The sequence below is a fragment of the Actinomadura sp. WMMA1423 genome (genome assembly GCF_006547145.1).
GTDB lineage: Bacteria > Actinomycetota > Actinomycetes > Streptosporangiales > Streptosporangiaceae > Spirillospora.
This window is the reverse complement of record NZ_CP041244.1, coordinates 4,157,107-4,179,416: the sequence shown is the minus strand read 5'-3', so window position 1 is coordinate 4,179,416 and position 22,310 is coordinate 4,157,107. Positions and strand designations below refer to the sequence as shown.

The 22,310-nt window shown below is 61.9% G+C and carries 20 protein-coding genes and 3 pseudogenes; 14 read left to right on the top strand and 9 right to left on the bottom strand.

Annotated features, from left to right (window positions below):
- Positions 1-145: 145 nt before the first annotated feature.
- Both FKD65_RS19300 and FKD65_RS19295 read right to left on the bottom strand, forming a co-directional pair.
- Positions 146-625 carry a nuclear transport factor 2 family protein gene (locus FKD65_RS19300; RefSeq protein ID WP_141578823.1) on the bottom strand — a complete coding sequence of 160 codons (480 nt, stop codon included), beginning with the start codon at positions 623-625 and terminating at the stop codon, positions 146-148.
- Between the two features lie 778 nt (positions 626-1,403).
- On the bottom strand, positions 1,404-1,934 hold the full coding sequence (locus FKD65_RS19295; protein WP_141578822.1) for a hypothetical protein: 531 nt from the start codon (positions 1,932-1,934) through the stop codon (positions 1,404-1,406).
- Between the two features lie 62 nt (positions 1,935-1,996).
- Between FKD65_RS19295 and FKD65_RS19290 the strand changes: the two are divergent.
- The 11 genes and pseudogenes from FKD65_RS19290 to FKD65_RS19225 all read left to right on the top strand — a co-directional run bounded on the left by FKD65_RS19290 (position 1,997) and on the right by FKD65_RS19225 (position 13,519).
- A pseudogene (locus tag FKD65_RS19290) lies at positions 1,997-3,201 on the top strand (IS3 family transposase).
- Between the two features lie 29 nt (positions 3,202-3,230).
- A pseudogene (locus FKD65_RS45580) lies at positions 3,231-3,736 on the top strand (transposase); the annotation flags it as partial.
- A 369-nt stretch (positions 3,737-4,105) separates the two neighbouring features.
- On the top strand, positions 4,106-5,158 hold the full coding sequence (locus tag FKD65_RS19270) for a hypothetical protein (RefSeq protein ID WP_141578819.1): 1,053 nt from the start codon (positions 4,106-4,108) through the stop codon (positions 5,156-5,158).
- On the top strand, positions 5,155-6,285 hold the full coding sequence (locus FKD65_RS19265) for a caspase family protein (protein WP_141578818.1): 1,131 nt from the start codon (positions 5,155-5,157) through the stop codon (positions 6,283-6,285). The genes FKD65_RS19270 and FKD65_RS19265 overlap by 4 nt, the downstream gene beginning before the upstream one ends.
- Before the next feature lie 524 nt (positions 6,286-6,809).
- Positions 6,810-7,787, top strand: coding sequence for a CATRA system-associated protein (locus tag FKD65_RS19260; RefSeq protein ID WP_141578817.1), 978 nt, complete (start codon positions 6,810-6,812; stop codon positions 7,785-7,787).
- Positions 7,788-7,971: 184 nt separating this feature from the next.
- Positions 7,972-9,099 (top strand): IS256 family transposase, encoded by a 1,128-nt coding sequence (locus FKD65_RS19255; RefSeq protein ID WP_141578816.1) that lies wholly within the window; start codon positions 7,972-7,974, stop codon positions 9,097-9,099.
- A gap of 600 nt (positions 9,100-9,699) precedes the next feature.
- On the top strand, positions 9,700-10,764 hold the full coding sequence (gene selD, locus FKD65_RS19245) for a selenide, water dikinase SelD (protein WP_168221106.1): 1,065 nt from the start codon (positions 9,700-9,702) through the stop codon (positions 10,762-10,764).
- Between the two features lie 34 nt (positions 10,765-10,798).
- Positions 10,799-11,134 carry a hypothetical protein gene (locus tag FKD65_RS19240; RefSeq protein ID WP_141578814.1) on the top strand — a complete coding sequence of 112 codons (336 nt, stop codon included), beginning with the start codon at positions 10,799-10,801 and terminating at the stop codon, positions 11,132-11,134.
- Positions 11,131-11,721, top strand: coding sequence for a hypothetical protein (locus tag FKD65_RS19235; protein ID WP_141578813.1), 591 nt, complete (start codon positions 11,131-11,133; stop codon positions 11,719-11,721). The genes FKD65_RS19240 and FKD65_RS19235 overlap by 4 nt, the downstream gene beginning before the upstream one ends.
- Positions 11,722-12,023: 302 nt before the next feature.
- Complete coding sequence (locus tag FKD65_RS46635; protein ID WP_141578812.1) at positions 12,024-12,833, top strand: hypothetical protein; 810 nt, start codon at positions 12,024-12,026, stop codon at positions 12,831-12,833.
- Positions 12,815-13,519, top strand: coding sequence for an HAD family phosphatase (locus FKD65_RS19225; protein ID WP_141578811.1), 705 nt, complete (start codon positions 12,815-12,817; stop codon positions 13,517-13,519). The genes FKD65_RS46635 and FKD65_RS19225 overlap by 19 nt, the downstream gene beginning before the upstream one ends.
- A 3-nt stretch (positions 13,520-13,522) precedes the next feature.
- On the opposite strand, the gene FKD65_RS19220 is transcribed toward FKD65_RS19225, so the two are convergent.
- The 5 genes and pseudogenes from FKD65_RS19220 to FKD65_RS19200 all read right to left on the bottom strand — a co-directional run bounded on the left by FKD65_RS19220 (position 13,523) and on the right by FKD65_RS19200 (position 19,068).
- Entirely contained in the window at positions 13,523-15,196 is a 1,674-nt protein-coding gene (locus FKD65_RS19220; protein WP_141578810.1) for a hypothetical protein, read from the bottom strand.
- 259 nt (positions 15,197-15,455) lie between these two features.
- Positions 15,456-15,971, bottom strand: a complete 516-nt coding sequence (locus tag FKD65_RS19215) for a transposase (protein WP_168221105.1) — start codon at positions 15,969-15,971, stop codon at positions 15,456-15,458.
- 239 nt (positions 15,972-16,210) lie between these two features.
- Positions 16,211-16,720 carry an adenylyltransferase/cytidyltransferase family protein gene (locus FKD65_RS46630; protein WP_368367274.1) on the bottom strand — a complete coding sequence of 170 codons (510 nt, stop codon included), beginning with the start codon at positions 16,718-16,720 and terminating at the stop codon, positions 16,211-16,213.
- 11 nt (positions 16,721-16,731) lie between these two features.
- Complete coding sequence (locus tag FKD65_RS19205) at positions 16,732-17,622, bottom strand: hypothetical protein (RefSeq protein WP_141578807.1); 891 nt, start codon at positions 17,620-17,622, stop codon at positions 16,732-16,734.
- A 718-nt stretch (positions 17,623-18,340) separates the two neighbouring features.
- Positions 18,341-19,068 (bottom strand): annotated as a pseudogene (locus FKD65_RS19200) (transposase family protein).
- 289 nt (positions 19,069-19,357) lie between these two features.
- Between FKD65_RS19200 and FKD65_RS44985 the strand changes: the two are divergent.
- Positions 19,358-19,654: a hypothetical protein gene (locus tag FKD65_RS44985; RefSeq protein WP_205718714.1), complete on the top strand. Its 297-nt coding sequence runs from the start codon at positions 19,358-19,360 to the stop codon at positions 19,652-19,654.
- Here FKD65_RS44985 and FKD65_RS44980 read toward each other — a convergent pair.
- Positions 19,648-19,839: a hypothetical protein gene (locus FKD65_RS44980; protein WP_205718713.1), complete on the bottom strand. Its 192-nt coding sequence runs from the start codon at positions 19,837-19,839 to the stop codon at positions 19,648-19,650. The genes FKD65_RS44985 and FKD65_RS44980 overlap by 7 nt on opposite strands.
- 299 nt (positions 19,840-20,138) lie before the next feature.
- On the opposite strand from FKD65_RS44980, the gene FKD65_RS19190 reads away from it, so the two are divergent.
- Together FKD65_RS19190 and FKD65_RS19185 are read left to right on the top strand one after the other, a co-directional pair.
- Entirely contained in the window at positions 20,139-20,621 is a 483-nt protein-coding gene (locus tag FKD65_RS19190; RefSeq protein WP_205718712.1) for a helix-turn-helix transcriptional regulator, read from the top strand.
- Complete coding sequence (locus FKD65_RS19185; protein ID WP_141578805.1) at positions 20,581-21,159, top strand: ImmA/IrrE family metallo-endopeptidase; 579 nt, start codon at positions 20,581-20,583, stop codon at positions 21,157-21,159. The genes FKD65_RS19190 and FKD65_RS19185 overlap by 41 nt, the downstream gene beginning before the upstream one ends.
- Before the next feature lie 775 nt (positions 21,160-21,934).
- Here FKD65_RS19185 and FKD65_RS19180 read toward each other — a convergent pair.
- Positions 21,935-22,252: a hypothetical protein gene (locus FKD65_RS19180; RefSeq protein ID WP_141578804.1), complete on the bottom strand. Its 318-nt coding sequence runs from the start codon at positions 22,250-22,252 to the stop codon at positions 21,935-21,937.
- Between the last annotated feature and the right edge of the window lie 58 nt (positions 22,253-22,310).

The window sequence follows — 22,310 nt, the reverse complement described above, 5'->3', positions numbered from 1 at the left end:
ACACCGTCGCCTCGTCCTGACCGCCACCGATCTGGCCATGCCTCCACCGCCGACTCCACTGACGGCTACTTCCTCGTCCACGGGGCGCCGGCGGCGGGAGACGGCACGCATCAAGTCTGACTCTTGATACGGGTCAGGTTCCCGGCTACGGGGGCGAGGGCGCCCAGCGGTCTGCCAGCAGCCTGAAGCTGGGCACATCGTCGAGCGATATCGAGTATTCGTAGGTCCGTTCATAGCCGATGCCACTGATGCGCCATCCGCCGTCCGCGCAGCGCCGATACGTCTCCTCATAGAAGGCGGAACCGCGGATCAGCACCCGGAATGCCTTGGCGATGACGGTGTCCTCCAGGCACCACGTGCCCTCGGCCCTGTCGCCGTCCACCCGGATCTCGGGCTGGCCCGCGAAGTGCACCGTGGTGATCTCGGGACCGAGATTGTCGCGCATGTAGCCGACGATGGCATCGCGGCCTTCCAGGCGCAGCGCCTCGCCGACCGCGCGGGTTCCGTAGGCGCCCAGGGCATCCTCGGTGAGGGTGTCGGCGAACCCGTCCCAGTCCTTCAGGTCCAGGCAGCGCAAGTAGCGGTACTTCACCTGACGGATCTCTTCCAGGGCGTTCAGGTCCATGCGACGTAGCTTGCTCGACACCGCCGCCGTTGACAAGAACGTGTTCTAATTCCCTGGGCGTCCCTCCCGCTCGGCGTTCGGCACGTCGACCTGTGAGCCGTACCGGTGCCGTGCAGGGGTTCAAGTCACCCTCCGGCATGGCCGAGGCGCCGGCGCCTTCGGCTTCGGCATGCTGGACGGGGATGGCGGCGGCGCCTTTTCGTGCACACGATGAGCGCATGCGGAGAGCGAAGATTATTGGTGGGTGTACCGGCGGTGCGGCTGTGAGGCCCCGCTGACCGGCCGGGCCGTTGTGGCCGCAGCTGCCCGCGTCCCGCTCGGCCCCGCACGCGCGGGGATGGTTCGACGCCGTGGAGACAACCCAGCCGGCGGGGGGCTCGATCCCGGACGCGCGAGGGAGGAATCCAAGGAGATGGGAACCGCCGCGTTTCGAAGTGATGGGGCTGACGAAGAGACTTGGCGGTCAGCGGGTTACAGATGCGCGCTCTCGATGCGGTCGAGGAACTCTCGTGCTGAGTGGTTGCGGCGGTAGGGCTGTAGGTGTTTGGCGAAGCGAGACAGGTGGCCGCGGCAGCGGGCCGAGTCGACTTGGCCGGAGAGGGTGTCGAGGGCTCGGTGTGCGTTGGTGAGGGCTGATTCCAGGTCGGGTTGCGGCTGTTGGACGTAGGTGGTGGCGAGCAGGATCTGCCGTAGAGCGCCCTCGCGTGAGGACGTGTCGTCGTGGAGGGCTTGCCGTAGGTGGTGGCGCGCCCGGTGGTAATCGTGGTTGCGCAGGTGGCTAGCCGGCTTGGCCGTGTGCGTGGGTTGTGGTCATCCAGTAGCTCCAGCCGGGGTCTCCTGTAGGGGAGTCGGTGGAGAGGGCATCGAAGGCGGCGTCGATGGAGCGCCGGATGTCGGTCGCGCGGCGGGCGGTGGTGGCCGTCTGGTCGTTGGCATGTGCTTCCGCGGCGCGCAGCTCCAGGATGGCGGTGACTCGGTTGCTGGCTCCTGGGTAGCCGGTGCGGGCGGTTTGGGCGAGCAGGACGGCCTCGCGGCCGCCGTCGAGGTCTTTGGCCTGGCAGGACATGAAGCCGATGACGTTGGCGCCCAGTGCGCGGTCTCCTGCGGTGTGTGCGGCGTGCAGGCCGGCCACCCAGTAGCGTTGCGCGAGTCCGTGCTGGCCGTCGTCGAACGCGACGAATCCTGCCAGCCGGAGGAGCTCTGCTGCGGTGGAGTGCAGCCGACGGCCGGAGGTGTCGTCGTAGCGGCTGTGGTGCAGCAGCGTAGTGACGTAGCGCAGTGCCCGTGGACGAGTTGCAGTGAAGCCCACCGGGTTCGATGAAGTCCTTCAAGCCAGCGTGATCTTGGCCGGCAAGGAGGAGAATCACCGCGATGGCAGCACCATGCAAGTACCCCCAGGAGCTCCGGGACCGGGCCGTGCGGCTGGCGCTGGAGTCCGGTCGTCCGATCGCGCAGATCGCCGCCGATCTGGGTATCCACCGCGAAGCCCTGCGCACTTGGGTCCGCTAAGCTCAGGCCGACGCCGGTAACCGCCCCGAGCAGCTGACCACCGCCGAGCGTGACGAGCTCAAGCGGCTGCGCTGTGAGAACACCGAACTCAAGCGGGCCAACGAGATGTTGAAGGCCGCCAGCGCGCTTTTCGCCGCCGAGCTCGGCCAGCCTCGGACGAAGTAGTCATGCTGGTCGACCACCTGCGTGACCGCTTCGGAGCCCGTGCCGGTCTGCCGGGTTCCTGGACCTGTGCCCGGGCACCTATTACGGACGCAAACACCGCCCGCCCTCGGCCCGCGCCCAACGCGATGCTGTACTGACAGAGCACATCAAGGCCGTTCATCAGACCAGTTATGGCGCCTACGGTGCCTACCGCGTGCACAGGCAACTGCGCCGACAAGGCGTCCAGGTGGCGCGCTGCACGATGGAACGGCTGATGGCGCGCCCATGGCCTGCTGGGCGTGCACCGCCGCGACCGGCGGCGCACCACCAACCCTGACGAGTCTGCGCCGCGACCGCCGGACCTGGTCAATCGGCAGTTCACCGCCGACCGGCCGGACCGATTGTGGCCGGCCGACATCACGTATGTGCGCAGCTGGGAGGGGTGGGCGTACGTGGCGTTCGTGCTGGACGCCTTCTCCCGCAGGATCGTGGGCCGGCAACTGGCCGACCACCTGCGCACCGACCTTCCGCTGGACGCACTGGAGATGGCGCTGCGGCAACACGGCCGCGAACGGCCGGTGCAACCGGGCACCCTGATCCATCATTCCGACAGGGGCTGCCAATACGTCAGCTTCCGCTACACCACCCGGCTGGCCGACCTGGGCGTGACCGCCTCGGTCGGCTCGGTCGCCGATTCATATGCCAATGCCATGGCCGAGTCGCTGAACGCCACGTTCAAGACCGAGTTGATCCACCGCCGCACCTGGCGAACCCGCGACCAGGTCGAGTATGCCATGGTCGAATGGGTCGGCTGGTACAACCACCGCCGGCTGCGCACCGCCATCGGCGAGGTCCCACCTGTCGAGTACGAAACCGTGTACTACCATTCCATCAGCACACCAGCGCCGATCGGCGCCAGGTAAACCGGACTTCATCGAACCCGGTGGACTTCACCCACGGTTTCCTCGACTGGGTCTCCCGCCAGCGGCTGAAGTACTCGATCGGGTTCAACCTGACCGACGACGTCTGCGCCGCGATCCTCGCCCTGCCCGAGCACGTGTGGCAGTGCGCCTACGACGCCGACCGCCAACCCCGCCCCGGGGCGGGGTTGGCCGAGCTGACCGGCATGCTGGACCTGACGGGCTAGCCGAAGGGGATGCGGGTCATCGTCCGCCGCGAACGCCCCCACCCCGGCGCGCAACTGCGGATCACCGACATCGATGGGCACCGCTTCACGTGCTTTGTCACCGGCACCCGGTGCGGGCAGCTCGCCGATCTTGAGCTGCGCCACCGCCGCCGCGCCCGCTGCGAGGACCGCATCCGCGGCGCCAGGACACCGGACTGCGCAACCTGCCCCTGCACAGCTTCGCCGCCAACCAGATCTGGCTCGAACTCGTCGCGCTCGCCGCGGACCTGACCGTCTGGACCCAGATGCTCGCCTTTGCTGATCATCCGGCCTGCCCACGGTTGGGCCACTCCGCGGCCCAACCGACCTCACGAAAGATTGAGGCTAAAACCGCCTTATGAGGGTGTCCGAATCGGTTAGATCGGAGAATCTTCATCTGCTAAAGATCTCTATAGGCGGATTCTCGCGATCTTGCTCGTCCTGGCTGCATCGAATACCTGGTTTGTCGGCAGCTATGTAGTTCTGAGGGCTACCATGTGTAGTCTGGAACCGGAGCGCGAAAGGTGGGAGCAACGGTGCCGGTTGTGTTCATACACGGGGTCGCTACACGGCAGAACGACAGGTACTTCCAAGCGCGCCTCCACCGCAGCGTCCACATGCGTCGGATACTCTTCCCCGCACTGGTCAAACAGCCAGAACGGGTGACGGTCGTGGAGCCTTTCTGGGGTGCGGTCGCTTCGTCCTTCCTCTGGGAACATGCCTCTTTGCCCGACGACGGCGTGGAGCGCTTTGGAGGTGACGAGGAGTCAACAGAACTCTTGTCGGAGGAGTTTCCCCTCGACGGCGGCGGGCGGGACGACACGATCCTAAGCGTCGCCCGGCGTTCGTTGGTGGACGCGGTAGACGTGATGTCGGCGTTTTCCTGGCAGGTCGCCCGGGAGGAAGGGGACGAGGCGGATCTTGTCATGCTGGCGGACTTCGCGGCTGATGCCGTCGAGTACGCCATAGCGAACCCGCATCCCGAATGGCTCGGGGACGTCGACAACGACGATGCCTTTCTCGGCCATCTGCTCCGTGAGGTTGAACGGCCGGCAGAACCGGCAACGCGGGAGGTATTCGGCGGAAGACCACGGCTGCGTTCGTGGCTGGCTGAAAGCGCGAGCCGTGCTTCGGACGCGCCAGCGCGGATTACCTCGACTGCCGTGCTGCGGGCGGCGCGGCCAGCCGGGCATCGAGCGGCGGCCACGTTCCTGGGGGACGCGATGACCTACTTGCGGCAGCGGGAACAGCATGGCGCGCATGGCCAGATCGCCGCCATCGTGGCATCTGGCCTGGAACAAGCGCAGGCGGCGCGTACTACAGACGACCCGCGGACGCTGGTCATCGCGCACAGCATGGGCGGCAACATCGTTTACGATTTGCTGTCCCACCTGCGCACCGACCTGAGTTGCGACACCCTGGTGACCGTAGGGTCACAGCCCGGGGTCTTCGCGGAACTAGGGCTGTTCCCCGCCGTCGAGCGGCCCGCAGACCCAACTGTCGATCGTGTTCCCGCGCTTACCAACGTCAGGCACTGGATCAATGTGTTCGACCCTGCCGACGTACTGGCGTTCGCCGCCGAGAGGATTTTCGACGGGGCCGAGGATTTCTGGTATCGGACCGGGAAGGGGCTTCTCAAGGCGCACTCGTCCTACTTTGGGCGGCCGAGCCTCTACGTCCGGCTGGCTGCGCGTCTGAGCGAAAAAACAGCATGACAGAGTTGTTCTACAGTTCGACGTCCCAGCAAGAAGAGCAGGGCGGGCTTCATGTGCTAGCCATCGGGGCGGGGCACTATCCACACCTTGGCTCTCCCGGTACCGTGGATGTCTTCGGACATCTGGAGGAGTTGACTTCCCCGGCAGTGTCGGCCCGGTGGTTCGCCGAGCGGCTGCGTGATTCTCCCTCCGCAGAATGGGCTGTCCCGCCAAAGAGCATCGACTTGTTGACCTCGGAGCCAGGGCAGGAGACCTTCACCACGAAGCGGGCACAGATACAGCAGGCCTTCGACCAATGGCATCAGCGATGCCGGTCACATCCCGCCAACATCGGGCTGTTCTATTTCTGCGGCCACGGGTTCCAACATGATAATCACCTGCTGCTCACGAGCGACTTCGCCGAGTCGGTCCACAACCGGTTCGCAGGATCGTTCGATTTTGATAACACCCGGCGAGCTTTGGCCCACAACGGCCCCGTCACCCAATGCTTTATTATCGACGCCTGCCGCAGCCCACTCCCCACGAGCGAGGCCCGCCAGCAGGCTCGTTTCTCCACGCCTTTGCTCGCCTCGTTCTCGGTAAGGAGAAAGGCCTGCCAGGCCGGGCTTACGCTCCGAGTATCACTGGGTGAGGAAGGAGCGGCAGACCGCTATAAGGCCTCAGCCTTCACCAAGGCAGTTACGAAGGCCCTCCAGGGGCATGCCGCGGAACTCGACGGCGAAACAGGTAGGTGGGTTGTCAGCAATCAGTCGATTGGCACTGCCATCGGCGCCATTCTTCAGGAAACGGTGGGGAACGATGTCACCGCGCCTCCGGTGGCGATAGAGCATGATGGCAGGTACCACATATTCCGAAGGCTGAACTCGCCACCCACTGGAACCCTCGAGTTGTCGTGCGACCCAGGTATGGCACAGGCTAGAGCGCGGTTGTCCTATGAACCGCTGCCTGGTGGAGGGGACCAGCGCGTAACACGGCGTAAAGCGTCCGCGATGCCATGGCGGGTCCCGATCCAGGCTGGGCACCACAAAGTGGACGCGCGTTTCCCTGATGGGGACTACACCGACGCCTCCGACATGGTATTCGCCGTGCCGCCGGTCTGTCAGAAGAAACTTTGGGTCGCCCGATGAACGCCGCTCAGAGCCGTAGGAGTTTCAGTGGGGAGATCCTCCTCACCGGGACCATCTGTGAGCCGGGCATGCCTGTCGTCGTAGAACTTTATCCGAGCTCGGATCAAGTAATTAGCCTGATGGTGGAGGTTTGGAGCCCGTTTCGAGTCGATATGGAGCCTGGGCTGTGCGGTGTGCGGGTACTCCTCCCCTCTGGCGCCGTTCTTACGGAGGCTATACGCGTGTCCGGGCTGGAGCATCGCTACGAGATCCGCCTGGATGAAGCGCAACAACCCCAGGTCTGGGGGAACTTTGGTGCCGATATGTATGCCTCCTCATGGGCCAGGCTCTGGCGCCTGGAGGGAGATGCCTGGAGGGTCGTGCCGTGGAGAGCGCAGCGGGAGATGCTGCCTGGGCCGGGGGTTCATTTCCGATTCAGTAGACTCCCGGATCAGGCACACGTGCTGCAATTCGGATGTGACGGGACCGCCCCCCAGATGATCGCGTTGCCCCGTGGGAACCGCGCTAGCGCGACCATACGCCCAATGGCCAGCCCGACCCCGAGATTGACCGCAGTGGTCATGGGCAGCGACCTCGTCGGCGAGGCATTGCGAGGCTATATGGCGCTCGGCGCCGTCAGGCACGCCGAAATAGTCGCCAACCGTGTCCGTCGAGCCTTGAACGAGGCAGAAGGTCCCCAGCTCGGCGAGCGGCAGACTAGCCTGATCGCACTCGCCAGGCTCTTGGTGAACGAAGGCGATGTCCAGGGCCTAATCGAACTAGCACCGTTAGATCGCTCACCATACGCGGATACCACCGATCTGCTTATCTTGCGCGCTTGGCGGCAGATCTTGACAGAAGAGATCTTAAGATACGAACAAGATTTTGATCGTTTCTCTTTTTCGCGCCAGAGAGTGACATTGCGAGAAGGGTTGCTCACTGCTGCCCGGCTCACTTGTCCAAGTTCTCTGGAACTGCTGCGGCTGCTGGCCGAAGGTTTGGATTATCTGCAAAACCGGGGCCGAAGCCGAGTAGTGCAAGCGAGACAACGTGATCTCGGCCCAGCTCGCGACAAGGTCAGTGACCGGCTCGCAGTGGCCGACCACAGCACCGATACGCTAACGATCACCGGGTACGCCCCAGATCGACCATCTCCACGTGCCGATCCTGACTTCGCAGGGCTCCCAGAGCATGCGGTTCCCCTCACCGTTCACCGAACCGGCCCCCTGTCAAATGAGACCATCGACGCGGCCGCCGAGATACTCAGCGAGGTCGATGACTGGCGCATGCAACTGGCGCACTGGGCGGAAGTCGACCGAGCGCTAACCCGAATGCAGACGGCTCTGCAGCGCGGGGTTCCCGACGAGTTGAACCTCTGCGTAAACATCCTGGAACAGATGAACGGCCCGATAGACACCTTGAGGTGGCCGCCGCCGATTACCCATGCACTCGACGGAGTCGATATTCCGGTCACCGTCTCCGCTCTGCTGGGCGAGTTGCGCAGGAGCCTCATACCGCACTGACGGGGTAAGACACGCATGCTCAGGTGCGTCACCGAGGACGGGCGCCTCGAGCGCGTCGGTCAGCTTGCAGCGATTCTGCCGGCTGACCCGGGGATCAGCCGACGGGGGACTGTCCTAAAGATCGTGTGGGTGGGGTGGTGATCCGGAAGGCTGGGGGCGATGCCCCGGCCGGGAAGGATCATCTGTGACCAATCACGATGAGGACGAGCCGCGGGGCGGGTTGGATGTGCAGCTCGCGGCCGAGCTGGTCGAGAAGGCAATGGCGCAGGGGGTGTCGCTGGTCGGGCCGGACGGGCTGCTGGCCGGGATCACCAAGACGGTGCTGCAGGCCGCGCTGGAGGCCGAGATGGTCGAGCATCTGGGCTATGAGCGGGGCGAACGTCCGGCCGCTCGGTCCGGTAATCACCGCAACGGCAGTTCGGCCAAGACGGTGTCGACCGAGGTCGGGCCGGTGCGGATCGATGTGCCGCGGGACCGGTCGGGGGAGTTCGAGCCGCAGATCGTGCCCAAGCACGCCCGCCGGATCGAGGGGTTCGACGAGGCGATCATCTCGCTGTATGCCAAGGGCCTGACCACCGGGGAGATCCGTGCGCACCTGGCCGAGATCTACCAGGTCGAGGTCTCGCGCGACCTGATCTCGCGGGTCACCGACAAGGTCGTGGCCGAGATGGAGGCCTGGCGGGCACGGCCGCTGGACGGGGTGTATCCGGTGGTGCTGATCGACGCGCTGTATGTGAAGATCCGCGAAGGCCAGGTGGCCAACCGTCCGATCTACGTGGCGCTGGGCATCAACTGCCACGGCGAGCGGGACGTGCTGGGCCTATGGGTGGGCACCGGTGGTGAGGGCGCCAAGCACTGGATGACCGTGCTGGCCGAACTCCGCAACCGCGGCGTGCGGGATGTGTGCATCGCCTGCTGCGATGGACTCAAGGGCCTGCCGGAGGCGATCGAGGAGATCTGGCCGCAGGCCACCGTCCAGCAGTGCGTGGTGCACCTGGTCCGCTCCTCGCTGCGGTACGCGTCCAAGGCGCACTGGAGCCGGCTCACCCGCGACCTGCGGCAGATCTACACCGCCCCGACCGAGTCAGCCGCCCAGCAGCGGTTCGCCGAGTTCGAGGCCGAGTGGGGCGAGAGGTATCCGGCGGTGATCCGAGTCCGCGAGTTCGCCGAGATGATGGTCCATCGCCAAGGACGGCGGCACGAGACCTGGATGAGCACCGCTGCCGGTGACGACCTGCGCGAACTGCACTCCCTCGTCACCGGGCTGCGGCGCGACCAAGACGCCGTCACCACCGGGCTCACCCTGCCCTAAAGTTTCCGGCCCCGTCGAAGGCCACGGCAACCGCATCAAAATGATCAAGAGACAGATGTACGGCCGCGCCAACCTCGACCTCCTGCGCAAACGCGTCCTCCTAGCCGACTGACACACTCCGCTTCACGGAACGTGTGCCAGAGCCAGAATTCGGCCGTCGGTGAAACCGCATACCGCTTCCGCGCTTGACGACCGGTCGGTGCGCGATCCAGCATGCCCGAACGGCGGCCTGGGGGAGAGCCTCTTTGTAGGTCTCTGCGCCTGCATCCCGGTCTCCAGGAGGGCCTCCTCCCGGCCCCAGGCATGATCACCGGCCGGCTATCGAAGCCGTGTTATCCCTAGTCAGGAGTGGTTGGTCACGTGGACTCGAACCCACAACCTACGGATCAAAAACTGATCGACATGACGGACCGTCACACCACCCAGAACCTATCATCCTCCGCGAACGACCTGAATGTTCACGATCAAACCGCAGTTCAACGGCTATGGCCTGCGTCTTCGGCGCCGACAGATCCTGCATAATGGTCACCACCTAATGCGATGGACTGATAGTCGTTCTTCGAATGTAGAAACGTTTTAGAATATGCTATGGTAACTCTCATGGCAGCGTCTCCTGAGTCACGGCGGTGGGCCCTCGCGGACTACGTTTCGTCTGGCGGGTGCGCTGGCAAGATAGACGCTCAGAGCCTCGACGTCATTCTGGCTGGCTCTGAAAAACCCGCCCGGGGGCCGGTCCCCGTCGTCGGGCTCGCCGATCGTGACGACGCCGCAGTCCTGAAGATTAACGAAAACCTGGGGTCGGTAGTCACCGTAGACGTCATTCCGCCACCGACCGGAGACGCGTTCGACTGGGGCTGGGTAGCGGCCGCTAACGCCCTGAGCGATGTCTTCGCCATGGGTGGGGTCCCGCAGTTCGCGCTCAGCGTCCTCGGGATGCCCGCCGCGCTGGGCACATCGGTGGCTCGAGCTGTGATCGACGGGGCCTTGGCCTGTCTGTCAGACGATTGCGTGACCCTCGTTGGCGGTCATTCCATCAAATCTGAAACGCCGTTCTTCGGCCTCTCGGTCCACGGATCGACTCTATTGGACCGTATCTGGCGCAAGGCTGGAGCACAACCCGAGGACGTAATTCTCCTCACCCGGCCATTGGGCTTCGGCGTGTTGCTGAGTGCTCTGAGGAACGATCCATTCGACGCGTGCGCAGACGAGCTCTGGCAGCACCTCAAGGTGACCAATCGCACCGCAGCCGAAATCTTGCGCGAATACGACGTGCACGCTGCAACAGACGTTACCGGTTTCGGCCTCGCAATCCAAATCTCCGACATGGCCCGCGCTTCTGCCGTATCAGTCCATTTGGACATAGACAGGGTTCCGGTACTCCCGACTGCCGTCCGCTACGCAGAAGAAGGAATTGTTACCTCACTGACGGAGGCCAATCGTCGCCACTCTGCGAACACGCTGACAATATCCGAGGAAATCTCATCCGCCTCTGGCAAGCTTTCGCTCATTTTTGACCCTCAGACGAACGGTGGCCTTCTCGTGGCCTTGCCTGAGCGCGACGCAAGAAACGTGATCTCGCGACTGCTGGACGCTGGTCTGACGCAAGCATCCATAGTCGGCCGCGTGGCCACAGGCGATGGTCACGTCGTGATCACTACTTCGTAGGAAGGTCGAACACCATCGAAGGCGCGTAGAACTAATGCCGAAAGAGCGACTTGATTCTAGCACCGGACATCTTGAATCCATCGTGATGGTGGTAGCCAGCGAACTGCAAACGGAAAGGCCGACGCAGGCGAGCGGGAATTTCGCCAATGCCGTGTATCTCGGTGATGAGTGCGTGTACAAGTTCGTCCGTCTGCTTGCGGATGAAAGCCCGGACAGCTCGAAAGAGGCTCGAGCCAGGACACTGATTCCGCAGCGAAACCTCAGGTCGCAGAATCAAACCGAGTTTTCGAGCGGCACAGCACTGGGCGGGAAATCACACAGATTCCTTAAGGGTAACGACTGCCTGCTGCACGAGAGTGAGCTGCGGTGAACATTTTCGAAGCCTCCGCCGTGTACCAAACGCAAAGTTATGGATCCTTTCACCTGAACGTGACAACACCCGACCAGCGAGGACGCGTGGATCTTGTACTGGTCAAGGGCGAAGTCCGGGGCCGCTCAGACGTCCTTTGTAGATTGACTTCGAGGTGCACGACATCAACAGCGTTCGACGCCTACGACTGCGACTGCGCGGCACAGATGCGCTCAACCCTGAAGAGGCTCCAGAGCATCGGATGCGGTCTAGTCATTTACCTAGATCAAGAAGGCCGAGGCCACGGCTTGGCCACCAAGGTACGAGCCATGAAGCTGAAGAACCGTGGTCTCGACACATTCTCCGCGATAGAGGCCCTCGGCCTACCCAAGGACATCACCGACTATTCGCGCATCCCACAGATGTTAGCCGGACTCGGTGTCCTCTCCGTACGGCTCTTTTCTAACAACCCTGAGAAGCGTGCCTCACTGCAGGCCGTGGGGATCAACGTCACGTCGCTGGTGCCATGCACACCAGACGCTCCGCCCACAGGTGCCTTGCGTCATCTGGAGGCAAAGCGTAAGCGCGGTCACATCATGGAAGGGTAACATTGCTTTCAGATCTGGACATTCACAAAGCTATCAAAGACCGGTCGGTCGGACTGAGTTACTCATTCCTCCCGAGCGAACACGGAACTTTTGCGCGAGCGACTCGGATTCAACAAGCATGTACAGACCAGGCGGCGGAAGAATTCTTCGAAGATCATCTAGTTCGAAGCCGGTTGGCCTTAACTCTTGGCGCTCTCGTGAGACCGGTCTCTCGAGGAACGCGTGTCCCCCGTCGTCTAAGATTCGGGGGTCACGAACGCATCATCGATCTACAGAGTTGTCGTGACAAAGGCTGGGACCTTATGCCATCTCAGTCAGTAGTCGTCTTTACGAACGAACAACTACGTCTACCTCCTGATGTCATTGGGCTCATCGTTGGTCGCGTTTCTACCTACAACAACGGGTTAGTGACCGCCACATCATACCTTGACTCCGGCTGGGACGGACTTGTAAAACTACACCTAATCAACACTAGCCAGAGGCCGCTTCGGCTGTACTTAGGAATGGAGATCGCTAGACTCTTCTTGGATAGAACGGCTAACGCTTCCCTGGACACGAGTCGCGTCGGCCAGCAGGGTGTTCACTTTGGACTAACCTGGACGAGGATCCTGGACGATAAGATCGACCCGTTCCCGCAGGCCAGCTCTCCCCGGAAGTGGCGACTGACCACCGGTGTCTCTGCAGTCAATGAACTGCTGCAGAGATACGCTGGGCTCGGACTCATCGCTCTTGCCCTCTCAGGTCTCGGAGCCGCTGGCAAAGTGTATATTGACATTCGGGACACACTGTCACAAGCGAACTCACTGCGGCAGACTCGTGACGCCGTGACAGAGATTCGCAGGGCGCTCGTAGTTAGTGGCGCCGCAAGCGTGAAGATCCCGCGAGGGGAGCAGGTAGCTACGTCCGTGGTCACTGTCCCCAACGGATCTCTCTACCGCGGCCGGCAGTCCAACGGCCTCGTCTTTCTACGTGATGCTCCCGGCGGAAGCACGGCAAGCGCAACTATCGAGCAGGGGGACGGGGGCAGAGTACTACTGCGCATAAGCGTGCAACTGAAGCACCCTGCCCAAGATTTACTGGACATTATAGTGAATTGGACGTACCTGCCATGATCGCCCATCGCTCCTCGAAGAACCCTAACTGGGGCTTAGGAGGGTTCGACCTTGACGGGACGCTTGTCCATGGTTCGACCGTTCTTCTGCATGTCGGACAGAGGCTTGGTCAGTTCGATCTCGTGGAAGAACTAGTCTGCGGCTACGAATCATTTAAAATGACTAACGAGGAGGTATCCAACGAAGCGGCGAAGATGTTCCAAGGCCTGACTAGGCGACAACTCATGCAACTACTGAACGGCATTCCACGTCTACGGGACATTGAGCGAGCCATCGGGCTAATGAGACGTGCGGACATACGCTCAGCCATCGCGACAATCACCTTCGAGTTTGCATCTCAGTGGTTCGCGAAGAGGTACGGATTCGATGCTTACTCGGGCATAGAGCTTGAGTTCGGCTCCGAGGGCACCGCGACCGGACGGGTTCGCAAGCACGTTTCCGAGTACGACAAAGTCGAATTTCTCGCTTCGGCCGCCGACAGATACCAGGTAGAAAGGTCCCAAGTATTTTATGTAGGAGATTCTAGATCTGACCTTCCAGCATTCGATTTCGCGGCCTTTTCAGTTGCCATCAACGCGTCGGAGGAGGCGCGCGAACGCGCTACGACTTGCGTTAACAGCGACAGTCTCCTTGATGTCGTCCGGGTCGTCCCGGGTCTAGCGGATGATCTATCGTGGGGCAGTTGACTGTCAGCCTTCGGTGATCCTCTGCTCTCGGTTCAATCCGCTGGTCGCGGTATCTAGGTTGACCTTTATACCAGCCCGAAGCGTCACATGCGCATCCGGTAGTACTAGTGCAGGCACTCCGCGTTCACGTAATATGACGGCCGGGTGTCCAAGGAAGGTCGCATCTGAGAACGCAAAGCCGCAGTTGCTTTCTGCGGTTAGAGAATTGATTAGCGAGAAAAGGTCGATCGAGGCGCGTTTAGCCACAAAGACCGTATCTCGAACCGCTCCATTCGACCTGTCGAGGTCATGAAGGTGACCACGTAGCATCGCGTTATCGTCCTCATTGAGAACAACAACGCGACCGCTAGCGCGGCCTCTGGACAGCACACCCGTCGTGATGTCCGAGTCGGAGACAATGTCACCAGCGAACTCGGCGACGTCGATGAGGTAGGACACAAACATGTCACCCTCAAACAGTAGCCCGAACTCGAGTGATATCGAATCTTCCGTCAACAGGGGAGACAGATAAGCAACTAACTCCGTCAGAACATCGTCGCTAGGGCTGAACGCCTCGGCAAGGGGAGACTCCTCAACTACATGACCATCTAAGAACCTGAACGCACGCTCCTGGTCATTCAGTAGACGTCCAGTGACGCGCATCCTCTTATCTAGCAGATACGAACTCGTTCGAACCGACCCTTTGGGCACAAAATGACCCACTGCCAATTCCACTAGAAACCCGGAACTGATTCGTTTTACTATGCCGGTTGCAGTTGCGTCAAGGACTTCCTGAGTTATGGCGCTGGATACCCAATAGTCTGTCAATCCCTGCCGCAGGACCTGTCTCCTTGTGGCACCGACGTCGTGGTGAGTTGGGTAGCTCCTGATCGCATACCGTTGACACTCTTTGATGAGGAGTTCGACGTCATAGTTCGACGACGGGCTGAACTTGCGCACAATCTGACTGTCGACACGTGGCGGATACAGAAGGACCACACTCAGTCCCGCAGACCATGAGGAGGGAGGCGCGTCATCCTTCGACTCCACGGTGACTCCGGAATCGGTTGCGACGTCGACTCGCGCCGGCGACATCCGCACGCCAATTTCCGCAGCTCGGCGCCGCAGTTCGATCTTGCTATGCCCCTTGGTAATGTCCGGAAGTATTGCGAAATCTTTTAACTCATTCAACGTATACGCGCCGGGAGCAGGCAGAACCAGCGGACGAACCTGGACTGTCATCATCTTTCCGTCAGCCGCTAGTACCCATTCGACCTCAAGGGGCTGGTTGAAGTGCTTTTCGAGGCTCGTCAGCATTCCGAGGAGAGAGTCACGGGCTGCTGGACCAATTGGTGCATCTTGGTCCCCGTCGACTGAGGATGTCCCTTCGAAAATGAGTCGCTCGCCAGGCTCTTTTCCTGACAGCAACCCGTCTGCCAGCTTGTTCCTCACGAAATCGACCAGAATGCGGCCCTTCTTGAAGGAGATAGGATCGGCAGTCGTGGCAACTCCAGCGAGAAGCGGGGTGGCCAGGACCTGCACTATGACTCCTGTGCGTCCCGTTTTAGAACCTTCCCTGACGCTTCGTATTGCTTGGCGGATTTCTTTGAGATCAAGGTCCCCCAAGACGCTGAGATTCGCGCCGGATGCTGCAAGGCTTGGGCTGCCCTCAGTAAGACCGCTACTGCGAATCGCCACCAGGTTCCTTCGGCAACCCGCATTTATAACTTGGTGCTGAGCCAATAAATCCCTCAAGGCCGTGGGGCTAGGGATCGCATCATCGACAGCGAGAACGGAAGCTACAGGAACCTGCACTCCTTCTAGCGCTGTTGCTTCCGCGAGCATGTGCGCCTTCCAGCCATAGAGGTCGACAGGTGCCCGTCCTGCCTCAAGGGGTATCACAATCATCTCCTGGCGTAGTTGCGCGGATCGGGATGGCTTAAACCTGCTGCTGCCGCTAGTGTCGTGAGTCGATAATTCGTTGGCAGTATTCGGCGCGGATGTTGAGGATCTCGTCGGCGGTCTTGGTCCATAGGAACGACTTGGGGTCGGTGATCCACTCGTTGACCCAGCCGCGGACGTCGCGTTTCAGCTCGATGAAGCTGTGGAGGGCGGAAGGGCGGAGTTTGTGGTTGGTGAGCTCGGTGAACCAGGGCTCGACCAGGTTGAGCCAGGACGCGCTGATGGGGTTGAAGTCCAGGTGGAATCGGCGGGTGGCGAAGCAGCCATTTATTGACTGCTCGGTCTTGTGGGTGGCGTAATTGTCCAGCACCGGGTGCAGGGCCAGATCCTTGGGGACTGCGGTGTCGATGAGCTTGAGGCACCGCAGGAACGCCTGGTGGCGGTGGCGCCGGTAGTGCTGGGCGATCATCGATCCCGAGCCCAGGTCCAGGGCGGCGAACAGGCTGGTGGTGCCGTCCCGGACGTAGTCGTGGGTCATCCGGGCCGGGGTGGTCGGTGTGATCGCCTGCATCTTGGCTGTTCTCATCGACCGCGAACACGAGGGCGTTCTCGGGCGGATTCAGGTTAAGCACCGACCGCTTCTCGTCGGACAACACCACCGGATCAAGCTTCGGGCTCGGCATCCCCATAATGTACCGACTAACAATGAGCAATTGACTCAGGACACTGGATGTATGCGTGCTTGAAACACTCTTTATGCATGCCTCGGGGAAACGTTTCGATCTAACGCTGCTCGGGAGGAGTGATTTATCAGGAACGATGCACCTCCTCAAGAACCGATCTGGTGCCTTGCGGAACTAATGACGCAACATCCTGTCCCGACTCGATCAAGGCCCTCACCGCCTCCCCCGACGCTCGGCGATGCATCTGCACCCGCCGCACAGCAAACCCGTAAGCCAAGAAGGCCCTTTCCTTCACTTCATCCCAAGGGTCAAGCAAATTCATTAACTGCACTGTAACTTGCGGTATGAATGACCAAGATGCCTCGTTATGAATATCAAACGGAACGATCAGAACGTCTGTAGTTCGGATGTGATTTCTTGCCGAAGTAAGGGATCTTTGGACCATGCGGGCGCGATCCACGTATGAATATGGATTCGCCTGTGGGAGGTGCCTGTGCGAATCAGAGGCGTCAGGGCGCGCGCTGTCTGGCCACGGATTTGTAATGCCGATCAGTAATAGCTTTGGCTCGAGGGCGAGAGCAGCGAGAGCGTACTCATAGTGTCCTAGATGAAACGGCTGGAAGCGCCCGTGAATCATGACGACCGAACTCATAGGAAGTCTCCGATCGTTGGAGCCAGTAGACTCTCGCGATGACGCCAAGCTAGGGTTATACAAGCTTGACTAGCCGCGCTTAGGCTGTTTAACGTAACCAAATCATTGATGTGTTGCTCTTCGAAACGTGTGAATTGCAGACCAAATACGGATTTAGAGTGGCCTACCAGCAGTCCTTCCGTGTTTCGTTCCACCACAGACCACCCTGCATCGTCGAACACCGACTGGTCGATGACCATGGCAGTCAACATCTGCGGAGACAATTCCATTGGATCCATGCCCAAGCCCATGTAGTGGATTCGTAGCTGGCCATTCTGTCGCGCCCGCTCGAGCTGCACATACGGCGAATCCAACTCATAGTTGATCGTTACTCCGCTGGATCCGTCCGCCTCGGGATGACCGAGAATCTCTTCGCTAAACTCTCTCATAATGTTCAGCCATAGGTTGCAGTCCCGAGCGGCGGAGTACGGCGACTGGGTGGCGGGCTGGAAGATGCCAATCGGGGATACCATGTAATGTCCGGCAAAGGTGGCGGTCGCTCTGTTATCGCGCTTATGCAGGATGAATTCCAGTTTTCCGTCAGCACGTCTGATGAGAGTGATGGTGTTGATCGCAAGCGACAGTACGCGAGATTGGGCATCGAATAGGCGCGAGGACACAGCTGAGCGAATCGGTAGCAACTTCACCAGTTCCCGCGGGTTGCGTGAACGCAGATCCTGCGGAAGTGTTGCGAGTTCGTGACAGACACTTTCTGCCCAGTGAATTGCTTGGAAGTATGTTCCGTCGGAGAACATGAGGGTAGGGAATTCGAGATCGGCTTGGTTGACGTCTGTGAGCCGATAGATCCGACCATCAAAGAAGAGACTCGGCCGTGCCAGCTCCTCCATGGCTGCCGCGTACGTGGGGTACTTGAGCCCAGCGGAATTCAACGGAAGGACGTCTCGTTTTAGGTGCTTGTCGAGGAAAGATCCAGACGTCGCGCTAGTGTACAGTACGCGCACATTGGTGAGCGGCACCAGCCGGTCAAGGTGCGTCGCTGCCCTGAGTAGCCTTGTGCCAGGGATGAATTCGTGCCGCATGGGCCCCGAACGGTGAAGTCTATATGCAATGGCGTTCAGGGTAGGGCGCTGCTCCCATAGGGTTACCCGGCCCTCACGGAAGCTCTGCTGACTCTTCGCAATTTTGTTACCCCGTGTTGCTCGGACCGCAAAGACGGTACTGATCAGCGCGAGTGGTAGGCCCACGGCAGCAATGATCAGGGATGCCGTCTCCAAGATGTCCCCCTTATCGGAGTCGCGCCCCGTAGGGGCGACCAACTCAGTCCACTGGTTGCATCGGCAACCCGCCCTAGTATCTCCGTGGAGGGCCAAGGCGTGTGCTTCTTCTTGACGAAGCTGCCCGGAAAGTAGCCCAAGCCATCGCACGGTGCGGCGCTCGATTATTGGGTCACGCGGCCTGACCTGCAGCTTGCGGCGCAAGTTGGTGGGTTCGGACGTGACTCGGGTCGGCCGACACTGGCCACGCCCATGCAGGGGGTGTATGAGAAGGCTGCCTCGTGATCTATGCATTACTTGAGCACCGATTACCTCAATTTTCACATTTGCATCATTGAGCCTTTTTCAGCGTGAGGGGGGTCTCGCGGAGCTGCAGGGTGTGGATGGCCTTGGCGAGGCGGCCGGTGCGGTGGGGGCAGCAGCGCAGCTTCCGCAGGATCTTCCAGGACTTGAGTTGGGGGTTGGCTCGTTCGCCGGGTCCGCGGAGCTTGGCTTGTGCACGGTTGGCGTCCTTCTGGGGCTCGGGCTTGTCGCGTCCCTTGTAGGGCGTGAGGATGTGCGGGCCGGCGCCCTGGTAGGCCTTGTCGGCCAGCACGAGCAGCTCGGTAGCGGCCAGTGCCCGGATGACGCCCCAGATTCGGGCCGCGGTCAGGTCGTGGACCGAGACTGGCAGCGGTCCCGACACCCACAGCAGGGTCCCGTCCGGAGCAGCGATGACCTGGAGGTTCATGCCGCGGCGGCGATGCTTTCCCGAGTAGTAGGGCCGGTCGGCGGTGACCCGGTCGATCGAGACCAGGGTGCCGTCCGGCACCAGGTAGGGCAGCCCGGCTTTGACCGCTTTGGCCAGCGCCGCGCCGAGTTTGGGCGATTGGGCGGCGAGCAGGTCGACGGTCTCGAGGCGTAGGTCTCGCCCTTGCGCAGGTAGACCAGGGTCATCAGAGCCTGCATGCCCGGGGGAAGGCACCGTCCTATGCTGCCGATGGCCCGGCGGTGGCGGCGGACGACACCGGTGGCGTAGGCCAGGGTCCGGCGCCACAATGGCAGCGAAGCACGGTACAAAAGCGTGTGAAGCCTCTGGTGGCGACGGGACGTTGTGAGAGACCAACCGTCCTACCAGGGGTTTCTTGACGTCCGGCGCCGCCCGCGCCGCCCGCGATCATGCTTTGACCAGCGCACACCGAACTGCCGCTGAAAAAGACTCATTGGTGTCGGATTCGGTGCCGACTTTCTGGCAGGCGGCGAGTAGTTCGACGCCCAAGGGGCGGCGCATCTGGCGCGGAATGCTCCAGGTGCCCTGGGCGGCGGGGTGTGGCTGATCCGTCGTCTGCCGTTGAGTGGCTTGAGCGTGATGGCCGCCTTGCTGTCCGGGCCTGTGGGGTTTCAATATCCGGATTCTGGCTTTGACCTGGGGCTCGGTGTCGCTTCAGACGTGGTGATCGCTATGCGGCGTGTTGCGGTATTCGTTGATCACACCGCTGAGGAGGTGTGCCCCCGGCGGATGGCAGCGTTGCTGCTGATGGGAATCGGTTCGGGCCGGGGAAGTATGCGGTCGTTGCCCCAGGGAACGAGGCGGACGGTGACCATTGAAATGATCGGTGTAGATCCTGAGCACGGCTTTCAGATGGCGTCGGGAGAAGGTCAGTAGCCGGTCGGTGCACTCGCGGCGGACGCCACCGCTCGGCGAAGGCGTTTTGCTCGTCGGCTTTGCGGCGGTGTCCGCAGTACGATGATGCTGGCCGCTCCGAAGACCGCGTTGAAGGCATCGGTGAACGTGGCGTCCCGGTCGCGTACAAGGAAGCGGAAGCGTTGAGCGCTCTCGTCCAGGTCCATCAGCAGATTCTGGTCTTGCGGATGCCGAGAACGTCGTCCATGCAGGTGAGAGTCCATGCGGCTGTTGTTCAAGCACCAGATGCGGTGGTCCTGGTTGTCCCGCTCCGAACGTCCCCTTCACCTCAGCCTCACCTGTCACCTTGTATCTGACCCTAAGGCATGTACTAAACGAGGTACAACTAGGTTGCGTCACCTCGGCGGATCTTCGCGGGCCCTGGTGCGCTACGGTGCCCCGACGATCAAGAACCGTTCGCGAGAGGAGGAAGGGAACACTGGATGATCCGGTCGACATCGACCAGTTGCAGGTCCTGGTGAAGTCTCATCGCGAACAGCTCGGCCTCAGTCTGCGCTCCGCCGCAGAGCAATCGGGCGTACCCTTCAACACCCTCGCGCGCGTGGAGAAAGGGCATCTACCTGACCTGGCCAACTTCCGGCGACTCGTCCTCTGGCTCGGCCTGCCGGCAGAACGGTTCTTCCAACCCACGATGTTCCGGGTGGAGACCACCCCTGAGGTTATTGCAACCAGGCTCGCGCAAGACCCCAACCTCACGCCTTCTGCGGCTGAGTCGATCGCTGAGGTCGTCCGCGAGCTCTACGGGACGCTGGCGAAGAAGGACGCGGAGGTGACCGTGCACCTCCGCGCGGCCAAGACCTTCACCCCCCGAGCCGCGAAACTCCTCGGAGAAATCCTGTCGGAGATGCAGCATCAGACTCTCCACGTCCAGGACGGGGGACATAGCGGTGCGCCGGGGCTTCAAGGCCGAGGCCGAACGTTTGGCTGACAGGACCAGAAGCGACATGGGCCTCACGCCCACCACGCCCGTCGATGTCCGTGTACTGGCCCACCACCTCAACATCGAGGTTGTTCCTGCGGACCAGCTCATCGACATCCGAAAGCTCCAAGAGCTCATCGCCGAACAAGACGGCGCCTTCTCCGCCGCTTCGTTTCACCTCCCCGACGATCGCGTAGTTATCGTCTGCAACCCGCTCAACGACCCGGCACGAACGAACAGCGACATCGCCCACGAGATCGCCCACATCCTGCTGCGCCACGATGTCAGGGAACTGCAGACCATCGGGGGGAACGTCTTCTTCACCTGTGACCCTGACCAGGAGGAAGAAGCCAACTGGCTGGCAGGCTGCCTCCTCCTCCCACGCCAGATCCTCCTCCGCGAAGCCTTCGCTAACGCGTCCGCCGACCACATCGCCGCCAAGTACCAGGTCAGTGCGCAGATGGCCCGATTCCGCCTCAACACCAGCTGTGTGAACCTACAGGTACGACGCGCCCAGCAGTCGCGATCTCGGAGGCCACGAGCGTAGGCGGCCCGTGTCGCACTCTTGATCATGACTGCTCTTCACGACCGGCTTGATGGGGAGTGCTCGATGGCGCCGCCAGTGTCAAAATGCGAGCCTGCGGACTCACGGCCTAAAAGTGTGCTGCTGACCGTTCCCGCAGCTCTGGGCGCCAGTTCTGTGGGCGACATGACCGGCTTAGGCGGGCGGAGAGTACCCGGCTTCGGGGCGCTATCAGGGTGGGTGCGGGGCCCGGAGCGGGCCGCCGAGCCGTCCTCGAGCCGGCAGGGGGACGGAGTGGGGCGAATCGGGCGGCGGACAAACCGGGGCGTCCTCGCGTTTCCCCTGGTCAGGGTTGGTGGGTCGCGTGGGACTCGAACCCACAACCTACGGATTAAAAGTCCGAAACTGTCGTATCGGAGCGGTTCTCAGAGTGTCATTGTATGCCGAGCCGTCCGTGTTCCGCCCGATTTCCCTGCCGCCCAGTGTCGCTGCATGCCGATTCGTTTCAGAACCGCCGAGCCGACAAGGAGCCGCCATGGCTGTAGGGATCGCGTGGCTTGCTCGACGGTGGCCTCGCCTGAGCTGTACGAGCGGCGTCATGGTCGATGCGCCTTCTCGCGTGCCTGGACGGTCACCGAGGTCTCCTGCTTAGCCCTGGTGCGGGCGATCCGGTGCGGCGGCGGTCTCCCCGGCGTGTCGGTCAAGGTCAGTGGCGCCGGCGCCGCGCTCGGTGGCCTGTTCGGCGGCGTGGGCGGCGTCGGCGTCGGCCAAAGCGGTCTGCTCGCGAGCTTCGGAGGCCTCACGGGCGGCTTCGGCCGCGGCGGTGCGGGTCTGCGTGGTCTGGGCTTTCACGACGCAGGGCAGGCCGAGGTGCCTTCGCGCTGTCGGCGTTCTTGTTGGCGGCCAGGCGCTGGTGGCGGCGGCGGTCACGCCACCACTCCAGCCGGTCGACAGACTCCTGCGGGAAGATGGTCTGGACCAGCATGACGATGAGGCCCATAGCAATGCAGCCATAGGCTCCCACGATGAGCCACCAAGGTGCCCCGGCCAACTCGGCGACCAAACCGCCTATGCCGACCTGGGTCAATGAGGCGGCCATCCGGGTTCTGGTCTGCATGCGAACTCCTCTGCCGGGCGTACGAGCTCGTACGCGGATCTCAGGTGCCCGGGCGTTC